The organism is Candidatus Liberibacter africanus PTSAPSY (assembly GCF_001021085.1).
Lineage (GTDB): Bacteria > Pseudomonadota > Alphaproteobacteria > Rhizobiales > Rhizobiaceae > Liberibacter > Liberibacter africanus.
Map to the genome: position 1 here is coordinate 840,833 of NZ_CP004021.1, position 19,629 is coordinate 860,461.

The following is a 19,629-nucleotide window of genomic DNA, read 5'->3' on the forward strand; positions in this document are numbered from 1 at the left end:
TCCAATTACTACTGACATACTTCACATCCTTCATCTGATTCACAGGATGATGAAACTCCAAGCAAGTGATTGTCAGAACTCACGACAGGGACAGCATTTAATTTCCCATCGACTTCTTTCATGGTAGATTTCTCAACATGAGTAGCAGATAGGGAGCGTAAATAATAAGTTGTTTTCAAACCCCTTAACCACGATTGACGATAAATAAAATCTAGTTTCTTCCCACTTGGATCCGGTAAATATAAGTTTAATGATTGCGCCTGATCGATCCATTTTTGTCTTCGTGACGCTGCTTCAATTAACCACAAAGGATCAATTTCAAAAGCAGTAGCATGAATCTTTTTCAAATCTTCAGGAATACGCTCTATTTTTCCGATACTTCCATCATAATATTTTAAATCTGAAATCATTGCTTCATCCCAGAGATCTCTTTCCTTTAAGTCAGAAACGAGAAAAGAATTCACTACCGTGAAATCACCAGACATATTCGATTTGACAAAGAGGTTTTGATAAGAAGGCTCAATAGATTGTGACACTCCGCAAATATTAGAGATTGTTGCCGTAGGAGCAATTGCCATGCAATTTGAGTTTCTCATGCCGATATATTTTACACGTTTCCTTAAATCATCCCATGGCAATCTCGAAGTTCTGTCCATTTTTAATTCATCTCTCACCTCTGAGAGTAATTGTATAGAATCTATGGGTAAAATTCCCTTAGACCATAGTGAACCACTAAAACTAGAATAGACACCTCGTTCTTGAGCAAGATCAACAGAAGATGATATGGCGTGAAACGAAATAAATTCCATGCTTTTATCAGCAAATTCAATGGCTTCTAAACTCTCATAAGGGATGCGCAAATGGTGTAAAGCACTTTGAAATCCCATTAAACCAAGACCTATAGCACGATGACTGTGATTAGATTTTTCGGCTTTCTTAATCGTGTGGTAATTTACATCAATGACGTTATCAAGCATTCGCACTGCTGTGCGAATGGTATGAATCAACTTATCATAATCAAGCTCATTATTATTGAAATGTGCAAGAAGGTTAATTGATCCTAGGTTACAAACAGCCGTTTCATCAGAGGATGTGTTGAGCGTAATCTCTGTGCATAGATTGGAAGAATGAACTACCCCAACGTGGTTCTGAGGAGAGCGAATATTACAAGGATCTTTAAAAGTGATCCATGGATGACCTGTTTCATATAGCATTGTGAGCATTTTACGCCATAGCCCAACAGCTGATATTTTGCGGAATATTGTTATTTTGCCTTGTTCTGCTTTTTTTTCATAGTTTTCATATGCTTTTTCAAAGTCTTTCCCATAGAGGTCATGCAGATCACTTACCTCATTAGGCGAAAACAACGTCCACTCCGCGTTCTTTTCAACTCTTTTCATAAAGAGATCAGGAATCCAATTCGCAGTATTCATATCATGAGTACGTCTACGATCATCTCCAGTATTTTTTCTAAGATCTAAAAATTCTTCTACATCAATATGCCATGTTTCTAAATAAGCGCATACTGCCCCTTTGCGTTTTCCCCCTTGATTAACGGCAACTGCAGTATCATTAGCAACTTTGAGAAATGGTATTACGCCTTGGCTTTTCCCATTAGTTCCGTAGATATGAGATCCAAGTCCACGAACAGGGGTCCAATCGTTCCCAAGTCCTCCAGAATATTTAGCCAACAATGCATTGTCTTTTAGTGACTCAAAAATACCACTCAAGCTATCGGGAACAGTTGTAATGAAACAAGAAGAAAGCTGAGGACGTTGCGTTCCCGAATTAAAGAGAGTCGGAGTAGAACACATAAAATGAAAAGAAGAAAGAAGGTTGTAAAACTCGATGGCTCTTTTTTCTTTTTCCTTTTCTTTTAAAGAAAGTCCCATAGCTACACGCATGAAAAACGCTTGAGGCATTTCAAAGCGGAATCCATTGTTATGAAGAAAATATCGATCATAAAGTGTTTGTAAGCCAAGGTAATCAAAGGCTAAATCACGATCTGGTTCCAAGGCATTTGCTAAACACTCAAGATCAAAGTCTTTAAGAGAACAATGAAGCAAGTTGGCTTTTATACCTTCTTCAATATAAAGAATAAAATACTCTTTATATAAAACACGCATTTCTTGATGTGTAGCTTTTGTGGGTTTTTTATAAATAGTAGTTATAACCTCATGACGTAGTTTGTCGAGAAGCAAACGCGCAGTGACCTTGGCATAGTTTGGTTCTTTTTCAATCAAAACACGAGAGGCAAAAATCAATGCGATTTCTAAATCACTTTCGCTTAAGCCGTCATATATGTTTTTATAAGTTTCGCTCAAAACTGCTTTTGGTGAAACGTCTTTTAAACCTTCGCAAGCCTCTTCCACGACCATTTCAACCCTTTTGGAATCAAAGGGGATGAGTATGCCATCATTCGTTTTTATGTCTAAATTTGGAGCAATAGTTGCATCGCCTTTTGACTTTATAGCGCGGGTATTAGATCGCTCTTCACGATATAAAACATATGCTCGCGCAATCTTATGGTGATCGCTACGCATTAGAGACGATTCTACCTGATCTTGGATATCTTCAATGTGTACTAAAAGAGCAGGACCACAATTTCTTAATAATGCTGTTACCGTTTGATCTGTTAGATTCTTGATGATATTCTGGACGCGATTGGAAGTGGAAGCCCCTTTTCCTTCAACGGCTATGAAGGCTTTCATAATTGCTCGGCTTATTTTTGAAGGATCAAAAGATGTTATTTCTCCAGTGCGCTTTACTACCTTTGTTCCTTTAATTTTTTCAGGATCTGGACACGTCGATGAAGTAAGTGCGTTATCATTTGTCATATTTTTTGAGGTTGGAGATTCTGTCATCTGTTATCTTCCACCTTTTTTAGAACTTGCTAACCGACTGAAAAAACCATCTATTCGTTGAATAATAGCAGGTATTATATGTGGATTCGGATTAAATCTCGCATTTGGATATTTTTTCATTGAAACATTGGAGACCACATCTTCTTGTTCAAATGTGATCTTCAAAATAGTTCGTTTCGTAATTTGTGGGCGGATAAACTCCACAAAAGGAACTCTCTTTCTTTCCGCGACGTAATAGAAAGAAAGCACTCCATTACGATCTGAAGCGGTAAAAGAAGGGTTCCCTAAAGTCTGAATCACGTGCTTGCGCGAAGATTTTGGGGATATAAGATGGACAGACGAAGGATCCAAATCGACTCCACTAGCGATTTTACAAGAAAAAAGAAACATCACACATACCGCAATGGTAAGTAAAATTATCTTTTCAAAAAAAAAAACCCTAGCCATAACATCTCTTTCACAATGATTATGCTCGAAGTATATTGATTGCCAATATACCCAACAGAACCTCAATGAAAAGGAAGTTCTGCGTAAATCTTTCATTTTCGCATTAATAAAAACAATCAATGTTTGACATTAATATTTGGTATAATGTGAATAATAAAAATTATAGTATGTCAACACCAAAAATATGTTAATAAGAAGAAATATTTCATTCTTCTGGAAAAAGTTATTTTTTCTTAATTTGATTTGCAGAGGTTATCAAATGTCAATAAAAAAAAAATATTTTTCACACCCTATTGATGTGCGATCGGTTTTTTCTGCTCCAATGATTGTAAAAATAGAGGCAGATATTTTAGACTGTGAAAAATTAGCTGCACAATGGGGTGTAATATCAGTTGAAAGTTGGTATGCTGATGTTAAGCTTTCCGTTTGGAAGAAAGTGGGAGTTCGTATGTCAGGCAATGTGTGTGCAACAATCGTGCAGTCTTGCGTGATAACGTTGGAGCCAGTACTATCTAAAGCAGAAGATACAGTAGGGTGTATTTTTGTTCCTTCTTCGTCGAAGTTCTTATATCCAAACGGTGATACTTCTGGTAAGAAAAACGTGGTTGAAGTGCGAGAACTTGATATTCTACACTTTTCAGATGGAGGAATAATTGATATTGGTGCAGTAGCTGCTGATTTTACAGCGGTGGCAATTAATCCATATCCTAAAAAAGAAGGTGCAATATTTTCTCATGCATGTGATGGTAATAAATCTAAAAACTAAGCTCGGTTTGATTTTTAGATAGGTGATAGTAAAATAAAACACAGCAAGATGTTTAAATAATAAAATCTAGTATATGTTAATTTTTAGGAGTGTTTTAATATCTATGAGGGTAGTATGAGTCAACAGGACGCATTTCAAGAGGGTAACGTTGATATAATTTCTCTCGATCTTATGGGAAGTGATTTAGGGGCGGGAGAACTTATCCTGGGTGCATCTAAATTTCTTGAGATTAATCCCAAAGTGCGTTTTTTAATGTATGGGGATTCTAAAGTTTGTTTGCCAATTTTGGATTCTTATAGAGAGCTAAAAAATTGTAGTTCATTTCATCATTGTGATGTATCAATTGCTATGGATGAGAGGCCAGCAGATGCATTGCGCAGGGGTAGAAATGTATCTAGTATGTGGTGCGCCATAGACGCAGTAAAAAAAAATAAGGCTGGATCTGTCGTAACTGCGGGAAATACTGGTGCTTTGATTGCTATGTCTAGACTATGTTTGAGCAAGATTAGCGGTGTGGATCGTCCGTCTCTTGCTGCGTTTTGGCCAACTTTTAAGGGGAAGTGTATTATATTGGATGTTGGTGCTACCATCGGTTTTACCGTACCTCATATGATACAACTTTCAATTTTAGGGAGTTTTTTTGCTCGCTCTGCTTTAGGAATAAAGCGTCCTTCTGTAGGGTTGCTTAATGTTGGAACTGAAGAGATAAAAGGGCATGATGTATTGCAAGAGTCGACGCGTATATTGCGTGGAGGGTGTTGTGATGCTTTTGAATACAAGGGTTTCATTGAGGCAAATGATATTTCTCAGGGTGTGGTAGATGTTGTTGTAACTGAGGGATTTTCTGGGAATATTGCTATTAAAGCCGCAGAGGGGACGGTTGTTCTTGTTTCAGAGGTTTTGAAAAAAGCTTTACAGAGGACGTTATTGTCTCGCACTGGTTATCTTTTTATTAAAGGTTCTTTGCAAGAGGTAAAAGACGAATTTGATCCACGTAATTTTAATGGAGGAGTCCTTCTAGGAGTTGATGGTCTTGTTGTAAAAGGACACGGAAGTAGTGATGCTAGGTCAATAGTTAATGTCTTAGATATTGCTCGTAATATGTCTCATAATGGTTTTATAGATATGGTAAAGAATGATATGCAGCGAGTTAGAGATATTTTGTTAGATGCAGATGCGCATGAGAAGAATATTATGTCAGGTAGTAGCAAGTGACAAACGTGATTCGTTCTACTGTACTGGGGATTGGTTCTTCTCTCCCCAAAAAGGTTCTTTCTAATTCTGAGTTAAAGGGTATTGTAGATACTTCTGATGAATGGATTAAAAGGCGTGTTGGTATTAGTCATCGGCATATTGCAGGAGAGGGTGAGACTACGGCTTCTCTTGGAGAAGCTGCTGCTCGTGATGCGTTATTTCATGCGCAGATGAGTGTAGATGATATTGATCTCATAATTGTGGCTACTTCAACTCCGGATAATACTTTCCCTTCGACATCTGTAAATATTCAGAATCGTTTGGGAATGAAACATGGTTTTGCTTTTGATATTCAAGCTGTTTGTTCTGGATTTGTTTATGCAATGACTACTGCTGATTCTTATATACGCTCAGGAATGGTACGGCGTGTTATGATAATAGGGGCAGATACTTTCTCGCGTATTGTTGATTGGTCTGATCGTTCTACTTGTGTTTTATTTGGTGATGGTGCGGGGGCTTTAATTCTTGGATCTGTGGAACTTAAGGAATCTGATGCAAATGATGTAGGAGTACTATCTACTTGTTTATGCTCTGATGGTTCATACATTGATAAGTTGTATATGGATGGTGGTCCTTCTACTTCTGGAACTGTAGGTCATTTGCGTATGGAGGGAAAGACTGTTTTCAAATATGCGGTAGCAAAGGCTGTAGAATTAATAGAAAGAATTTGTGATTCTTCTAAGATTGCCATTGAAAATATTGATTGGTTTATTCCGCATCAGGCTAATCGGCGTATTATTGATAGCATAGCAGAAAAAATGAATATTCCTATTGATAAAGTTATTATCACGGTAGATGTACATGGTAATACTTCTGCTGCTTCTATTCCCCTTGCTTTAGATGTGGCGGTTAAGGGAGGCCGTATTAAAAAAGGAGATTGCCTTTTATTGGAGGCAATGGGGGGAGGATTTACTTCTGGTGCCATACTGTTACGATGGTAAATATGGATAATATTTATCATATTATAGTTATTTTGTGTAGATAGTGAAATAAATGGATGGTGTGTTATGAAAAAAACTATAACCCGATCAGATTTAGCAAAGTCTATTTCAAAAAAATTTGGTCTTTCTAAAAAAGATTCGATGCATTTCGTGAAGAGCGTATTTAACGAAATTTGTGATTCTGCAGTTCGTGGGGAAACAATAAAAATTTCCTCCTTTGCTACTTTTAATGTAAAGGAAAAAGGTCCGCGTATTGGTCGTAATTTACAGACTAATCAAGAGGTTATTATTAATCCTCGTCGTGTAATGGTGTTTAGGGCTTCTTCCATTTTGAAAAAAAGAATTATAGATGATATGCGTAATAGTGATTGCAATAAAGATGATGTCACGTATCAATAATATTTGGTATTAGATATTTTCTTTCATACAGTACGCTACATTTTACGTTGATTATATTTTTAATTCTGTCTTCTTGATGGGTCGAGGATATTCAACTTTTGACAAATAGTATCATCAGCATACTGACTAGGTTATTTATGGTCTTAAAATATTTTGAGACCAAATATCTCGTGTTTTGTACATCATGGCTATAGAGTGTTATGTAGTGTTGCGTGATAAATGTCTTGCGACTGATTTAAAAATCACTAGACAATAACAAGTATAAGAAAATAGAAAACCTTCTTTAAGGTAATCTATTTATCAATTAAGCGAGATTATTTTTGATATTATCTTCTTATGTATGGTACGATATTTACTTATGATCTAATATGCCACTATTGAGCATAATTGATGCAAGTAACACTTTTAGTATTCATTTGTTATTTCCCTTCCAGCATAGAGGTGTAATGATCTATGGGGGATATAGTTTTTCTCTTTCAGAGTATTTAAGTGCTTTTATGGGATATTTAAACCCTTTGTTTAAGAAATATGTAAGATATCAAGATTAAAAAAAGATTGTTAGATAAAATGGAAACTTTCTTAAGTTCCAGTCATCATTTTTTGCACTCTATAAAATGACCAGTCTATCTGCAATAAATTGAAACACTGCTTGCTTTATCAAAATCATTCCAGATTTACTTTATCTAGCATATGCTTTCATCATCCATAAAAATAAGACAACTGAGTTATAAAATAGTATCACAGAGTTTATCGAGAGAAACATTTTCGGTACAACTAGCTATATGCCACTATTGAGCATAATTGATGCAATTAACACTTTTAGTATTCATTTGTTATTTCCCTTCCAGCATAGATATTTAATGATCCATGAGGGGGGTATAGTTTTTCTCTTTCAGATTATTTAAGTGATTTTATGAGATATTTAAACCCTTTGTTGAAGAAATATGTAAGATATCAAGAGTAAAAAAGATTGTTAGATATGATTGGAAACTTTTTTAAGTTCCAGCCATCATTTTTTACACTCTATAAATGACCAGTCCATCTGCAATAAATCGAAACACTGCTTGCTTTATCAAAATTATTCCAGATGTACTTTATCTAGCATATGCTTTCATCATCCATAAAAATAAGACAACTGAGTTATAAAATAGTATCACAGAGTTTATCGAGAGAAACATTTTCGGTACAACTAGCTATATGCCACTATTGAGCATAATTGATGCAATTAACACTTTTAGTATTCATTTGTTATTTCCCTTCCAGCATAGATATTTAATGATCCATGAGGGGGGTATAGTTTTTCTCTTTCAGATTATTTAAGTGATTTTATGAGATATTTAAACCCTTTGTTGAAGAAATATGTAAGATATCAAGAGTAAAAAAGATTGTTAGATATGATTGGAAACTTTTTTAAGTTCCAGCCATCATTTTTTACACTCTATAAATGACCAGTCCATCTGCAATAAATCGAAACACTGCTTGCTTTATCAAAATTATTCCAGATGTACTTTATCTAGCATATGCTTTCATCATCCATAAAAATAAGACAACTGAGTTATAAAATAGTATCACAGAGTTTATCGAGAGAAACATTTTCGGTACAACTGGCTATTAGAAACTAGGCGTTATGAATCTACTTTTTGAGATGATATAGCCGACTTATAGCGTTCATCAACGTATTCCCAATTTACAAGATTGCTAATGAAGCATTCGATATAACTTCCACGCTTGTGTTGAAAATCTAGATAATAGGCATGTTCCCATACATCAATACCAAGAATTGGGATTGCTCCATTTATAAGAGGATTTTCGGCGTTTTGGGTTTTTGATATTTCTAGTTTTCCATTTTTAACTGACAACCATCCCCATCCGGATCCAAATTGTGTGGAGGCGGCTATGATGAAGTCTGACTTAAATTTTTCATAACTTCCAAAATTGGCATTAATGGCATCGCTTAGTGTTTGAGGTATTTGTTCTTTTCCGCCATTATTCTTCATACACGGCCAAAAAAGATTATGATTATAATATTGAGAAGCATTATTAAAAAGACCGGCATTAGATCCGTGCGACTTTATTATAATTTCCTCAAGTGACAAGTGTGACATCTCAGCATCGGACGCAAGCTTTGATGCATTGTCTGCATAATTCTTATGGTGCACACCATGGTGGTACTCCAGGGTCACTTGTGACATATATGGAGCAAGGGAATCATAGTTATAAGGCAAATTGGGCAGTTTAAAGTCCATATGTTTTACTCCATCTTACATACTAAGAATATAAAATTTCTGGATATCATTAAATAATATCTTGTCAAAATAAAATTTATCTACTAGAAAAAATATTTTTCCAATAAAGATAATCATCTGTATATTGCCATTGAGATATAAGGTAAAATTACTAAATGCAGAACTATAAAGCAAGATCAAAATCAGAAGAATCTCTGTTAAAATTATCTATTTGTGTAACGATTCTTATGGCGTCGGCAAATTTAATTGTTGGTGTTATTACGGGATCTTCATCTATTGTTTTTGATGGGTTTTATTCATATTTAGATGCGGGGATGACAACGCTTTCTTTAATTGTAGCTAAGCTTATTTCTCGCGATGTTTTGGAAGAAAATTACAGCGAGAGAAAGAGGTATTTTCAGTTTGGTTTCTGGCATTTTGAACCTATAGTCTTGGCTTTTAATTCTATTATTTTAATATTTGTAACGCTGTATGAATTTCTGGTTTCTATTATGACTGTTATATCGGGTGGTCATGACATTAATTTTGAAAAGGCTGTTATTTATTCTTTTATAGCCGCATGTGTTTGTTTTGCGATGGGCACATATGAAAGAAGGTGTAATAGGGATATAAAATCTGATTTTATTGCATTAGATGCAAAGTCTTGGATTGTCGGGGGATTTCTTTTACTTGCTGTTGTGATTGTATTTTTGTGCGGCATCTCTCTCAGAGATGGTATATATGACTGGCTTATTCCTTATGTTGATCCAGTGGTTTTAATGTCCATTTGTTTGTTTATTCTCCCAACAGCAATTTATACGATGAAATCTGCGACGTTTGAAATTTTTCAAATGACTCCTATTGACCTTGACATTCAAGTGAGAGAATCTCTTTATCCTATTGTTGTTCGGCATGGTTTTATCGATTTTTATACATATGTTACCAAAGTAGGTCGTTCTCGATTTATAGAGATATACTTGATTGTCCCTCCACATTATCCGATTAATAGAATAGAATCTCTTGACGCTATAAGGCATGAGGTAGGAGGAGCTGTTGGTGGGCTGGGGGAAGAAAGGTGGCTTACAATCTCGTTTACTACACAAAAAAAATGGGCAATTTAAATTTTTATATTGTTATGTCGAAGATGTTTTAAATATAATAGCCAAAACCAAGAGGTGGGTGCTATTGCAAAACAATTATGGCCTATTATTATAGCTATTACTACGACCGTAGGGACTTTTATATATTGCTTTCAAGTTATCAAAGATTAGTTTAAATCATGATACAGTCTTTTATTGTTGGAGGAGCATTTAGGTTCTTGCTTCTTTTTATCCAGTCTGTGTCTGAAATGGTAACAGAACATGTCAAGTACAAGCAATCAATATAACACGATAGGGTGAAGATTGAATTGGCGAAGATCAATGCCAAGAGTTTAGTTTCTGTTGAAGAAATTAAAGCAGAAAAGCCAGTAAGATTAGCGAGGATTAATGAGCACAAACACAAAAGTGGTGTTAAGTGGATAGATGGCTTAAACGCTCTTGTTCTACCTCTGACAACGTTTTTTTGGATTATTGCTTATCCGTTATTGTTAATTTATTTAGTGAGAGATGGATTTTTATTCACTGATCCTTTAGCGCTTATCGATCCTTTTACTAAGGAGATAATCGCTTGCATTCTTGGCTTTTGGTATACTGATATAAAATCATGCAAAAGAAATGACTATAGGATAAGCAGTCTTAGGTGTGACTGATGAAAATAATATTTATCTATGCGTGACAATAAATAGTAAAAAGCGTTTATGACTTCTTTTATTTATTCCAATTTTTTTCATCATATGATTTTTGGTTTAGAATTATTCGAAAATTATCCTTATTTGAATTTTTTTCAAGTAGATGTTTTATCAATTAAGTAAACGGTTTCGATATTCCTAAATGAAAAACCCGAATCTCTCTATGATAAAGCTCATAGAGAGATATCCTTTTGGCAATATATTTCAGTTGCCGAAGTTGGGATTTATATTTCAGAGATTGTTATCCAGTTTTAATTTTTAACTGTATAAATTACCCAAAAATCAGATGCTAATTGAGGATTACTTATATAATCGTATGGAATATAAAAATTCCCTTTATCTCCGGCGTTTTCTCCCCATGAATTGCGGAAGCGAAAAAGTTGTGTGCTATCATCGTATCCCACGCATAAAACAGCATGTCCTCCGGCTAGTTTATCATCAGGTGTTGGTAAGGGAATACACGTGGATGGTTCATCTTGACTGCTGATCCAACTGTCATATACTGCAAAACCGAACACAAACGGAGAACCATCGGCAAGGCAACTTTTTAAGTGATTGATATCCTGTTCAATACGATGATAACTGGTAATGACATAATTAGCTGCATGATTATAGCAAGATAAAGGGGCTTTTTTCTTGCTCGGGATTGTGGAGGAAATACATGGCCCTCACGTGAAGGTGGTATAGCGTCGTATGGCCACTCACTTTCTGGACAAACTCCGATTTTATGTAGTACTTTTATTCCATCACGTAGCATTGCGCCAGAGTCATAATTTACATGACCCTCAATACATCTTTCATTGTAGTAAATAAATAATCTGGAAGGTACAAAATCCGGTTTTTCTGAATGTGCAATCCTTTGATATTCAATAGCTCCAGCAAGTGCATTCGCTGTACATGATCCTATGTGACCTTGGTTATAGGCTGGGAAGGATGGGGTTAAGTCAACTTTAGGTGGCAATTTGTCTATCAAAGATTTATTAAGAGTATAACGAAAGTCGCGAATATCTTTAATATCTGGAATACATCCAAGCTGAGACTTGCGTCTTTTTTTAGGGAGGTTAAGCATAATGTCCTCTTTTTATATTTGTGTTATCTACAAAAAAATTCACATATTTACATTGTATCACAAATAAACACACTTATATAGTGTTAAAACACAAGATAAAAAATTAAAATTAATAACGAATAATGATGATGTAAAATAATACAAACAGTTAGCAAATGATATTTCAAAACAGATAATATATATCTGGTTTAGTCGAAGAAAAATAAATATTTTCCCAATGTGAGGTGACTTAAAATTTAGTTATGGAAAGAAAATCTTTAAGGATTTGCCATCGAGATAGTGGATATAATGTTTATAGTTGGCTTAAAAGGCGCTTAATTTATTGGCGAAAATTTCAAACCAATGTGTTGAATAGTTCTATGATTTAAGGATAATTTCCTTTGATAGCACAAATAAAAGTAATAATGTTTATTATGATCACAGCATATTTGATCTCATATTTTGCTATGATAAAGTTTATATATGTTAGCATGCAATATTTGTGAGTAGATAAAGATGGCCGTTCTTTGGGGCGCATGTTCTGCAATCTTTGATTGATTTTTTACTGTAATATGTGATATATATTGTGAGATGAATATTTTTTTAAGAAAAAAATTATAAAGAAATCAATAATATAATGTCCTAGAGTAGATAAATGATAAAAGTACTGGGACCAAATAGGATGTCTGAAGAAGATGTCTTAAGTATTACTGGCTATTAGTAGTAAATATTCAGGAATGGGGTATCCTCCTACACGTTGGGACTTTACGACACCTTTAACCAAGAAAACATCCCAACAGCGTTACGATTAGCTATCACATAATCAATAATGGATAGATTCTGTGCTTAACAACAAAAAACCAGGAATCGATGAACATTATCTATTAATCATCCTTATAAACTCTAATTAATCCAATTATAGAAAGATAATCCAAATGGTACAAAATTTTGAAAATATTCTACTCCCTAATGTAAAAAGTAAAATAAGCCTTTTATTGAATGGTGAAAAACCAGGAATTATAGGCTGTACAGATGTAAGAAATAACGTTGATGGGGATAGTTTTTTTGCTTACTTAAGCAACGGACCTTCGAATGGAGGTCTTAAAACAGGGGAAAACCCCCAGCCCCTAAAAGCAGTGTTTCACTTCGTATTATGCAGTGTTTCACTTCGTATTATAAAGCCTAAAGCTTACCACGATGCTATTGCGATTGATGATAAAATAACTCATGATCTAGCTAAGGTTTTAGGGAATTCTCTTCTTGAATTAGCAGAATCGGAAGTTATTAGAGGAGCTTTTGGCGAAAACACTGTTGGATCTAATTCAAGTCCATCAACAAAGAATTTCGATCCAAATATGATTATTCCTGTTGATTATAAATCATCACCGTCATCGACTACTTCTGTTGCGGAAAAGATTGGCTTTGCATTTGCCACTCTTCATGGGAAATGCGGTAATGTAGATACTTCTGAATTGTTTCTAGCGTTGACAAGTGGGGCTTGTGAAAGTTTATGGAATGATATTCGCATGGCGGATAATGGTTCGTTCCAATTTGCAAATATTGAAAATCGTTCTCTTACACATTTTGCTGGGTTTAAAATAGTCATTTGTGATCACCTGCCAGGCGGGAAAAATTCTCCTAAAGAGTTTGACGATGAAGGGAAGATGATTGCTAAAGACTCCATACCACTTAAAACTGTTTCTACTGCTCCAGGATCAAAAGATAAAGTAAAAAGCTATGCTTTGTTTTGGGAGCGCTCTGGTCTTGTAACCGCTTTCTGGAAAGACGTTAAGGTTGCACTCCAGACACACGATGATAGGTGTGGAGCGCAGTCTATGTACGCTTCTTTCAAGTTAGGAGCATGTCGTTCAGACGAATCTCGTGTTGGATATATTGAGATTGATGTATAGTAAATTACTTAATGGGTTGATATTGCCAATCTTGGTTTGCAAAAACTAGGAATGGCAATTCTTTATAGAAAGATAATCCAAATGACACAAAATTTTGATTCTATTCCACTTCCTAATGTAAAAAGTAAAATAAGCCTTTTATTGAAAAGTAAAATAAGCCTTTTATTGAATGGTAACAAAACAGGAATTATAGGCTGTACAGATGTAATAAATAACGTTGATGGGGATAGTTTTTCTGCTTACTTAAACAACGGACCTTCAACCGCAGAGCTTAAACTAGGAACAAAAGTTCCAACTCCTAAAATCGATGTTTCAAATGTACTTCGTATTATAAAGCCTAAAGATTACCACGATGCTATTGCGATTGATCGGGAAGAAGATGATAAACTAACTTATGATCTAGCTAAGGTTTTAGGTAATTCTCTTCTTAAAGTAGCGGAATCGGAAGTTGTTAGAGGTGCTTTTGGCGAAAACACTGTTGACCATCATTCAAGTACATCAACAAAGAATTTCGATCCAAATATGATTATTCCTGTTGACTATAAACGATCACCGTCATCGTCTGTTTCTGTTGCAGATAAGATTATGGGTGCATCCGCTATGATTAAATCTGGGGTTGATGTAGACAACGCTGACTTGTTTTTGGCGCTTACAGGTAGAGCTTATGCAAGTTTTTTTGCTGCAATTAAAATGATTAACAAAGATTATGTTAAATATGTAAATTTGGAGAATGGTAAGATTAGACGCTTTGCAGGGTTTAGAATAATATCCTCTGATTACATGCCAGGCGGGAAAAATTCTCCTAAAGAGTTTGACGCTGAAGGGAAGATTACTGCTAAAGACTCCATACCACTTAAAAGTATTTCTACTGCTCCAGAAGCGAAAGATAAAGTAAAAAGCTATGCTTTGTTTTGGGAGCGATCTGGTATTATAACCGCTTTCTGGAAAGACATTCAGTTTAAGATCTTAGAAGATTCTAAACGGTCTGGAGCGCAGTCTATGTACGCTTCTTGCCAATTAGGGGCGTGTCGTTCAGATGAATCTCGTGTTGGATATATTGAAATGGATGTATAGTAAATTACTTAATGGGTTGATATTGCCAATCTTGGTTTGCAAAAACTAGGGGGCGGAAATAAGTATTTCTGATTTAGGAAATCCAAGCGACTCTACTTCGCAAGAGTATAAACTTGCGATGAAGATAGTATAAAAATCATTGCTTCGAACGTTTGATTGGTCTTTTTCTTGTGTACAGGTTGATCTTCCTCTTTTAGATGTCTTTGAGGATTCGTTCCATTATCAGATCCCGCCTGATTGTGTGTTAATTTTAAAAACAGATCAAAAAGAAGCGCAAAGAGAGGAGGATATCCTCAAAAAATAGTTTCACGACTATAGTTAGACCTCTGGCAACTGTTTTTTGGGTTATTTTTTCCGTTATTGGTATGGTGGGGTGTGAAAGAGAACTTCATTATTCAAAGTCCTCTCTCGGCATTAACCTCTTTTGAACAAGATATTAATCGCGTGTATTCTGGGATTTTTGTACACTGATAAAATCTGCAGAAGATAGCGAGTTAAAGGTTGAAAGAGGGCTAATATTAGCCCTCTTTCTGTTTGTTTACTTACTTATTTATTTTTTTGTATCTTTATCTCCAGTCTTTTTCTGACTCTTTAGGTCAAGTCTTTGCTGGATCTTTAAGATTTGGTATCCTTATTACGCGCATCATTGGCATCATTGGCATTTTTCGTTGCCTCGTCAACTGTTTGCTTATTAGATTCTGATGCTGTTTTGCATGAAGCTAACCCTAACCCGACGATCATGAGGGGGATCAACATAGTTTGATATTTTGATATTTTCATTATTCAATTCCTATATAGTAAAACATAAATAAAAAAGTTGCAATAACATAATACTATATCTATGGTTGAGTTAATTCCATATTAAAGGAGAGAAAATTCGATGGCATACTCTTTCATGCCTCCGTTTGGCGTATTGGCTACATTGTTAATTTTAATTTTTTCCACGCCTTTCCTTTTTTATTAGAACTAAAAAAGGTGTATAATTAAAGAAGAAAGTAAAACGTTGGCCTTACCTTCTAAAAGGTGCGATCAAATACTATAAAAAATACCGTTAAATAAAATGGCTGCTTTTTTACTGGCTCCCCGGGCCGGATTCGAACCGGCGACCTGTCGATTAACAGTCGAATGCTCTACCGCTGAGCTACCAGGGAAAATAATAATATTCACCACGCACATGCTGGTAATTGACATCTTTGTGCAAAATAAAAATATCTCTTATTTTGTGAAATTACAAGAATTACATGAAGATATCAATAGCAATAACGTATTATAGGGCTTTTATACATTGAAGCTGTTCTCTTTACAATACTTTAAAATAGGAGAAAAAACGATTTACACTAAAATAGGAGAAAAAATGATTTACACTAGAATAATGATTGTCTGTGGGTTTGGGGGCTAAAGGTGATATTCAACAAGTGGGACAATTATATAAAGCAGGAATCATTAAATTTATTTTTTTAGATATGATTAATTATTCTATTAAAGGAATATTTTTTGAGAAATGCATTGGAAATGCCTTAAATATTTTTTTGTTAGCGGTTACTGTTTTTTATGTATTTGTGTAGGTTATTACGAATTCTTTCTAAAGGGGAAAGTGTCGAGCTGTTAGCAACAAATTTTAATCCAGTTATCTTTTCATATGCTGTAATATAAGTTTGTGATGTGTGAAGGATGATGTTCTCGGGAATGGAGGGAATATTCTCTTTGTAAGGATTACAACGCATGAGTATCCAGTTGCGAATATAATCTTTATCTAATCCAACGGGACAAATTCCCTCTTTGAGGGATTTTTCATAGTTTTCAACTTCCCAATAGCGGCTAGAATCTGGTGTATGAATCTCGTCGGCTAGAATGATATTTTTTTGTTCATCTATCCCGAATTCATATTTACTGTCTACGAGAAGTAGGCCGCGTTTTAATGCAAGGTCGCATCCTCGTTTAAAAAGAGAGAGAGCATAAGAAGAAACTGTTTCCCATTGGCTTTGGGTTAGGATTTTTTTTTGAATAATCTCATGCGGGGAAATGGGTTGGTCACAACTGGAGGTGAAGCCGGAGGATTTCGTTGTAGGTGTTATAATGGGATATGGCAATTTTTGATTATCGCGCATGTTATCATGAAGTACATGTCCATATATCTTGCGTTTTCCATTTTTATAAAATGTAAGAATAGAAGTTTTGGTATTGCCTGCTAGATAACCACGTACGACTAATTCTATTGGGAACATTTGTAATTGTTTTCCAACTAAAACATTAGGATCTGGATAATCTAAAACATGATTTTTACATATATCTGATGTTTGATGAAACCAGTATTGCGTTATTTTATTTAATACTTCACCCTTATATGGAATGCAGGTGATATTTCTGTCAAATGCACTTAATTTATCTGTTGCTATGGTAATGCGAGTCCCATCGCTTAAAAAATAGTTTTCTCGAACTTTGCCAGAATAGTAATTTGGTAATTCGGGAATATAAGCTTCAGAGATAACTCTCATTGTTGATAACCTTGAGAAGAAAGTTGTTAAAGTTGTTTATGTTATTTAAAACATTGTTTTTCTAGTACATTCTTTAACAGTAATATCAAATTTTGTAAGGGGATATATTTTTTTTAAACAAGAGTCAAATATTGTATATTTGTTGCATGTTTATTGTTGTATGATGTTATTTTTTATGAGTAATTTTTGTTGACTTAGTTATTTGATGTGTATTAGTATTGGTATCGTTATTTGAGAAGAGAATATAGAGAAGTAAGGGAGACATGGACGGCGATTTTTTTATTTTTTGTAATTATATTTTAATTACGATGTTAGAGGGCGTTGTTTTTTTTTTTCATGTTTTTTCTTTTGTTATGACGTTGGAAGATGTTTTATAGCATTGGATTTTTTACATGTTAGATGCCTTTGGCAAGAACATGAGAGTTTGATCCTGGCTCAGAACGAACGCTGGCGGCAGGCCTAACACATGCAAGTCGAGCGCGTATTTTATACGAGCGGCAGACGGGTGAGTAACGCGTAGGAATCTACCTTTTTCTACGGGATAACGCATGGAAACGTGTGCTAATACCGTATACGCCCTATTGGGGGAAAGATTTTATTGGAGAGAGATGAGCCTGCGTTGGATTAGCTAGTTGGTAGGGTAAAGGCCTACCAAGGCTACGATCTATAGCTGGTCTGAGAGGACGATCAGCCACACTGGGACTGAGACACGGCCCAGACTCCTACGGGAGGCAGCAGTGGGGAATATTGGACAATGGGGGCAACCCTGATCCAGCCATGCCGCGTGAGTGAAGAAGGCCTTAGGGTTGTAAAGCTCTTTCGCCGGAGAAGATAATGACGGTATTCGGAGAAGAAGCCCCGGCTAACTTCGTGCCAGCAGCCGCGGTAATACGAAGGGGGCGAGCGTTGTTCGGAATAACTGGGCGTAAAGGGCGCGTAGGCGGGCGATTAAGTTAGAGGTGAAATCCCAGGGCTCAACCTTGGAACTGCCTTTAATACTGATTGTCTAGAGTTCAGGAGAGGTGAGTGGAATTCCGAGTGTAGAGGTGAAATTCGTAGATATTCGGAGGAACACCGGTGGCGAAGGCGGCTCACTGGCCTGATACTGACGCTGAGGCGCGAAAGCGTGGGGAGCAAACAGGATTAGATACCCTGGTAGTCCACGCTGTAAACGATGAGTGCTAGCTGTTGGGTGGTTTACCATTCAGTGGCGCCCTTAAAGCATTAAGCACTCCGCCTGGGGAGTACGGTCGCAAGATTAAAACTCAAAGGAATTGACGGGGGCCCGCACAAGCGGTGGAGCATGTGGTTTAATTCGATGCAACGCGCAGAACCTTACCAGCCCTTGACATATGTTGGACGATATCAGAGACGATATTTTCTTTTCCGAGACTTTCATACAGGTGCTGCATGGCTGTCGTCAGCTCGTGTCGTGAGATGTTGGGTTAAGTCCCGCAACGAGCGCAACCCCTACCTCTAGTTGCCATCAAGTTTAGATTTTATCTAGATGTTGGGTACTTTATAGGGACTGCCGGTGATAAGCCGGAGGAAGGTGGGGATGACGTCAAGTCCTCATGGCCCTTATGGGCTGGGCTACACACGTGCTACAATGGTGGTTACAATGGGTTGCGAAGTCGCGAGGCGGAGCTAATCCCCAAAGTCCATCTCAGTTCGGATTGCACTCTGCAACTCGAGTGCATGAAGTTGGAATCGCTAGTAATCGCGGATCAGCATGCCGCGGTGAATACGTTCTCGGGCCTTGTACACACCGCCCGTCACACCATGGGAGTTGGTTTTGCCTGAAGACGGTGTGCTAACCGCAAGGGGGCAGCCGGCCACGGTAAGGTCAGCGACTGGGGTGAAGTCGTAACAAGGTAGCCGTAGGGGAACCTGTGGCTGGATCATCTCCTTTCTAAGGAAGATATTGAGTATTATTAGATTTATTTAATGATCTGAATATTTTTTAAAGATTATTCGATACAATATGGCTGCTATTATAGCGGTTTTAGAGGATCGCCGTCCAAGTGTCTCTTTCTTTTCTATGATATTTTGCGATGATGGGTTCATTACTATGTTTTTATTTAGGGCCCGTAGCTCAGGCGGTTAGAGCGCACCCCTGATAAGGGTGAGGTCGGTAGTTCAAGTCTACCTGGGCCCACCATTTCAGTTTTAGGGGGCCGTAGCTCAGCTGGTAGAGCGCCTGCTTTGCAAGCAGGATGTCAGCGGTTCGACTCCGCTCGGCTCCACCATATTCGCATATATAGGGTTTTGTTCTATTATATTATTGGAGCAATAGTTTTTTGAAAATTGAATAGAAGATATATTTTTTTGTATTTTTTATGTTTGCATTGTATGCGACATATAGATACCGACGTTGTTAACCGCACGTTGAAGATTTATCTCAGGAAATTTGGTCT

At 36.3% G+C, this 19,629-nt stretch carries 14 protein-coding genes, 3 tRNA genes, 1 rRNA gene and 1 pseudogene; 11 read left to right on the forward strand and 8 right to left on the reverse strand.

Going from position 1 to position 19,629, the window contains the following annotated elements:
* Positions 1 to 8 precede the first annotated feature (8 nt).
* Positions 9 to 2,864 (reverse strand): ribonucleoside-diphosphate reductase subunit alpha, encoded by a 2,856-nt coding sequence (locus tag G293_RS03840; protein ID WP_083965953.1) that lies wholly within the window; start codon positions 2,862 to 2,864, stop codon positions 9 to 11.
* Positions 2,865 to 2,867: 3 nt separating this feature from the next.
* The gene (gene bamE, locus G293_RS03845) at positions 2,868 to 3,311 is read right to left on the reverse strand and encodes an outer membrane protein assembly factor BamE domain-containing protein (protein ID WP_047264386.1); all 444 of its coding nucleotides are present in this window, start codon (positions 3,309 to 3,311) and stop codon (positions 2,868 to 2,870) included.
* Positions 3,312 to 3,570: 259 nt separating this feature from the next.
* Here bamE and G293_RS03850 point away from each other — a divergent pair, with 259 nt between their 5' ends.
* From G293_RS03850 to G293_RS03865, 4 genes are all read left to right on the forward strand, one after another.
* On the forward strand, positions 3,571 to 4,077 hold the full coding sequence (locus G293_RS03850; protein ID WP_047264387.1) for a DUF177 domain-containing protein: 507 nt from the start codon (positions 3,571 to 3,573) through the stop codon (positions 4,075 to 4,077).
* A gap of 114 nt (positions 4,078 to 4,191) precedes the next feature.
* The gene (gene plsX, locus G293_RS03855) at positions 4,192 to 5,292 is read left to right on the forward strand and encodes a phosphate acyltransferase PlsX (RefSeq protein ID WP_047264388.1); all 1,101 of its coding nucleotides are present in this window, start codon (positions 4,192 to 4,194) and stop codon (positions 5,290 to 5,292) included.
* 5 nt (positions 5,293 to 5,297) lie between these two features.
* Positions 5,298 to 6,272, forward strand: coding sequence for a beta-ketoacyl-ACP synthase III (locus tag G293_RS03860; RefSeq protein WP_047264720.1), 975 nt, complete (start codon positions 5,298 to 5,300; stop codon positions 6,270 to 6,272).
* A gap of 66 nt (positions 6,273 to 6,338) precedes the next feature.
* Entirely contained in the window at positions 6,339 to 6,671 is a 333-nt protein-coding gene (locus G293_RS03865; protein WP_047264389.1) for an integration host factor subunit alpha, read from the forward strand.
* Positions 6,672 to 8,296: 1,625 nt separating this feature from the next.
* Here the strand turns inward: G293_RS03865 and G293_RS03870 are convergent.
* Complete coding sequence (locus G293_RS03870) at positions 8,297 to 8,917, reverse strand: superoxide dismutase (protein ID WP_047264390.1); 621 nt, start codon at positions 8,915 to 8,917, stop codon at positions 8,297 to 8,299.
* A gap of 155 nt (positions 8,918 to 9,072) precedes the next feature.
* On the opposite strand from G293_RS03870, the gene G293_RS03875 reads away from it, so the two are divergent.
* Both G293_RS03875 and G293_RS03880 read left to right on the forward strand, forming a co-directional pair.
* Positions 9,073 to 10,017 (forward strand): cation diffusion facilitator family transporter, encoded by a 945-nt coding sequence (locus tag G293_RS03875; protein ID WP_047264391.1) that lies wholly within the window; start codon positions 9,073 to 9,075, stop codon positions 10,015 to 10,017.
* A gap of 275 nt (positions 10,018 to 10,292) precedes the next feature.
* Positions 10,293 to 10,615, forward strand: a pseudogene (locus G293_RS03880) (hypothetical protein).
* Between the two features lie 321 nt (positions 10,616 to 10,936).
* Here G293_RS03880 and G293_RS05955 read toward each other — a convergent pair.
* Together G293_RS05955 and G293_RS05960 are read right to left on the reverse strand one after the other, a co-directional pair.
* A complete protein-coding gene (locus G293_RS05955; protein ID WP_342027556.1) occupies positions 10,937 to 11,344 on the reverse strand; it encodes a C1 family peptidase in 408 nt (135 codons plus the stop codon).
* Positions 11,233 to 11,754, reverse strand: coding sequence for a C1 family peptidase (locus tag G293_RS05960; RefSeq protein ID WP_244464372.1), 522 nt, complete (start codon positions 11,752 to 11,754; stop codon positions 11,233 to 11,235). The genes G293_RS05955 and G293_RS05960 overlap by 112 nt, the downstream gene beginning before the upstream one ends.
* 914 nt (positions 11,755 to 12,668) lie before the next feature.
* Here G293_RS05960 and G293_RS03890 point away from each other — a divergent pair.
* Together G293_RS03890 and G293_RS03895 are read left to right on the forward strand one after the other, a co-directional pair.
* Positions 12,669 to 13,643, forward strand: a complete 975-nt coding sequence (locus G293_RS03890) for a phage capsid protein (protein ID WP_047264392.1) — start codon at positions 12,669 to 12,671, stop codon at positions 13,641 to 13,643.
* 81 nt (positions 13,644 to 13,724) lie between these two features.
* Positions 13,725 to 14,717, forward strand: a complete 993-nt coding sequence (locus G293_RS03895; protein ID WP_047264393.1) for a phage capsid protein — start codon at positions 13,725 to 13,727, stop codon at positions 14,715 to 14,717.
* A 615-nt stretch (positions 14,718 to 15,332) separates the two neighbouring features.
* Here G293_RS03895 and G293_RS05740 read toward each other — a convergent pair.
* The 3 genes from G293_RS05740 to G293_RS03910 all read right to left on the reverse strand — a co-directional run bounded on the left by G293_RS05740 (position 15,333) and on the right by G293_RS03910 (position 17,212).
* The gene (locus G293_RS05740) at positions 15,333 to 15,497 is read right to left on the reverse strand and encodes a hypothetical protein (RefSeq protein WP_158402225.1); all 165 of its coding nucleotides are present in this window, start codon (positions 15,495 to 15,497) and stop codon (positions 15,333 to 15,335) included.
* A 296-nt stretch (positions 15,498 to 15,793) separates the two neighbouring features.
* Positions 15,794 to 15,868: transfer RNA gene (locus G293_RS03900), tRNA-Asn, on the reverse strand.
* Between the two features lie 381 nt (positions 15,869 to 16,249).
* Entirely contained in the window at positions 16,250 to 17,212 is a 963-nt protein-coding gene (locus G293_RS03910; protein ID WP_047264395.1) for a phosphoribosylaminoimidazolesuccinocarboxamide synthase, read from the reverse strand.
* A 412-nt stretch (positions 17,213 to 17,624) separates the two neighbouring features.
* On the opposite strand from G293_RS03910, the gene G293_RS03915 reads away from it, so the two are divergent.
* The 3 genes from G293_RS03915 to G293_RS03925 all read left to right on the forward strand — a co-directional run bounded on the left by G293_RS03915 (position 17,625) and on the right by G293_RS03925 (position 19,461).
* Positions 17,625 to 19,124 (forward strand): 16S ribosomal RNA (locus G293_RS03915).
* A 172-nt stretch (positions 19,125 to 19,296) separates the two neighbouring features.
* Positions 19,297 to 19,373: transfer RNA gene (locus tag G293_RS03920), tRNA-Ile, on the forward strand.
* Between the two features lie 12 nt (positions 19,374 to 19,385).
* Positions 19,386 to 19,461, forward strand: a tRNA-Ala gene (locus G293_RS03925).
* The last annotated feature ends 168 nt before the right edge of the window (positions 19,462 to 19,629 follow it).

What these genes read in the sequence shown, in the direction of transcription:
- bamE (WP_047264386.1), bottom strand. Translation starts at nt 3,311, where the DNA reads ATGGCTAGGGTTTTTTTTTTTGAAAAGATAATTTTACTTACCATTGCG.
- G293_RS03850 (WP_047264387.1), top strand. Translation starts at nt 3,571, where the DNA reads ATGTCAATAAAAAAAAAATATTTTTCACACCCTATTGATGTGCGATCG.
- G293_RS05960 (WP_244464372.1), bottom strand. Translation starts at nt 11,754, where the DNA reads ATGCTTAACCTCCCTAAAAAAAGACGCAAGTCTCAGCTTGGATGTATT.
- G293_RS03875 (WP_047264391.1), top strand. Translation starts at nt 9,073, where the DNA reads ATGCAGAACTATAAAGCAAGATCAAAATCAGAAGAATCTCTGTTAAAA.
- plsX (WP_047264388.1), top strand. Translation starts at nt 4,192, where the DNA reads ATGAGTCAACAGGACGCATTTCAAGAGGGTAACGTTGATATAATTTCT.
- G293_RS03865 (WP_047264389.1), top strand. Translation starts at nt 6,339, where the DNA reads ATGAAAAAAACTATAACCCGATCAGATTTAGCAAAGTCTATTTCAAAA.
- G293_RS03840 (WP_083965953.1), bottom strand. Translation starts at nt 2,864, where the DNA reads ATGACAGAATCTCCAACCTCAAAAAATATGACAAATGATAACGCACTT.
- G293_RS03890 (WP_047264392.1), top strand. Translation starts at nt 12,669, where the DNA reads ATGGTACAAAATTTTGAAAATATTCTACTCCCTAATGTAAAAAGTAAA.
- G293_RS03870 (WP_047264390.1), bottom strand. Translation starts at nt 8,917, where the DNA reads ATGGACTTTAAACTGCCCAATTTGCCTTATAACTATGATTCCCTTGCT.
- G293_RS05740 (WP_158402225.1), bottom strand. Translation starts at nt 15,497, where the DNA reads ATGAAAATATCAAAATATCAAACTATGTTGATCCCCCTCATGATCGTC.
- G293_RS03895 (WP_047264393.1), top strand. Translation starts at nt 13,725, where the DNA reads ATGACACAAAATTTTGATTCTATTCCACTTCCTAATGTAAAAAGTAAA.
- G293_RS03910 (WP_047264395.1), bottom strand. Translation starts at nt 17,212, where the DNA reads ATGAGAGTTATCTCTGAAGCTTATATTCCCGAATTACCAAATTACTAT.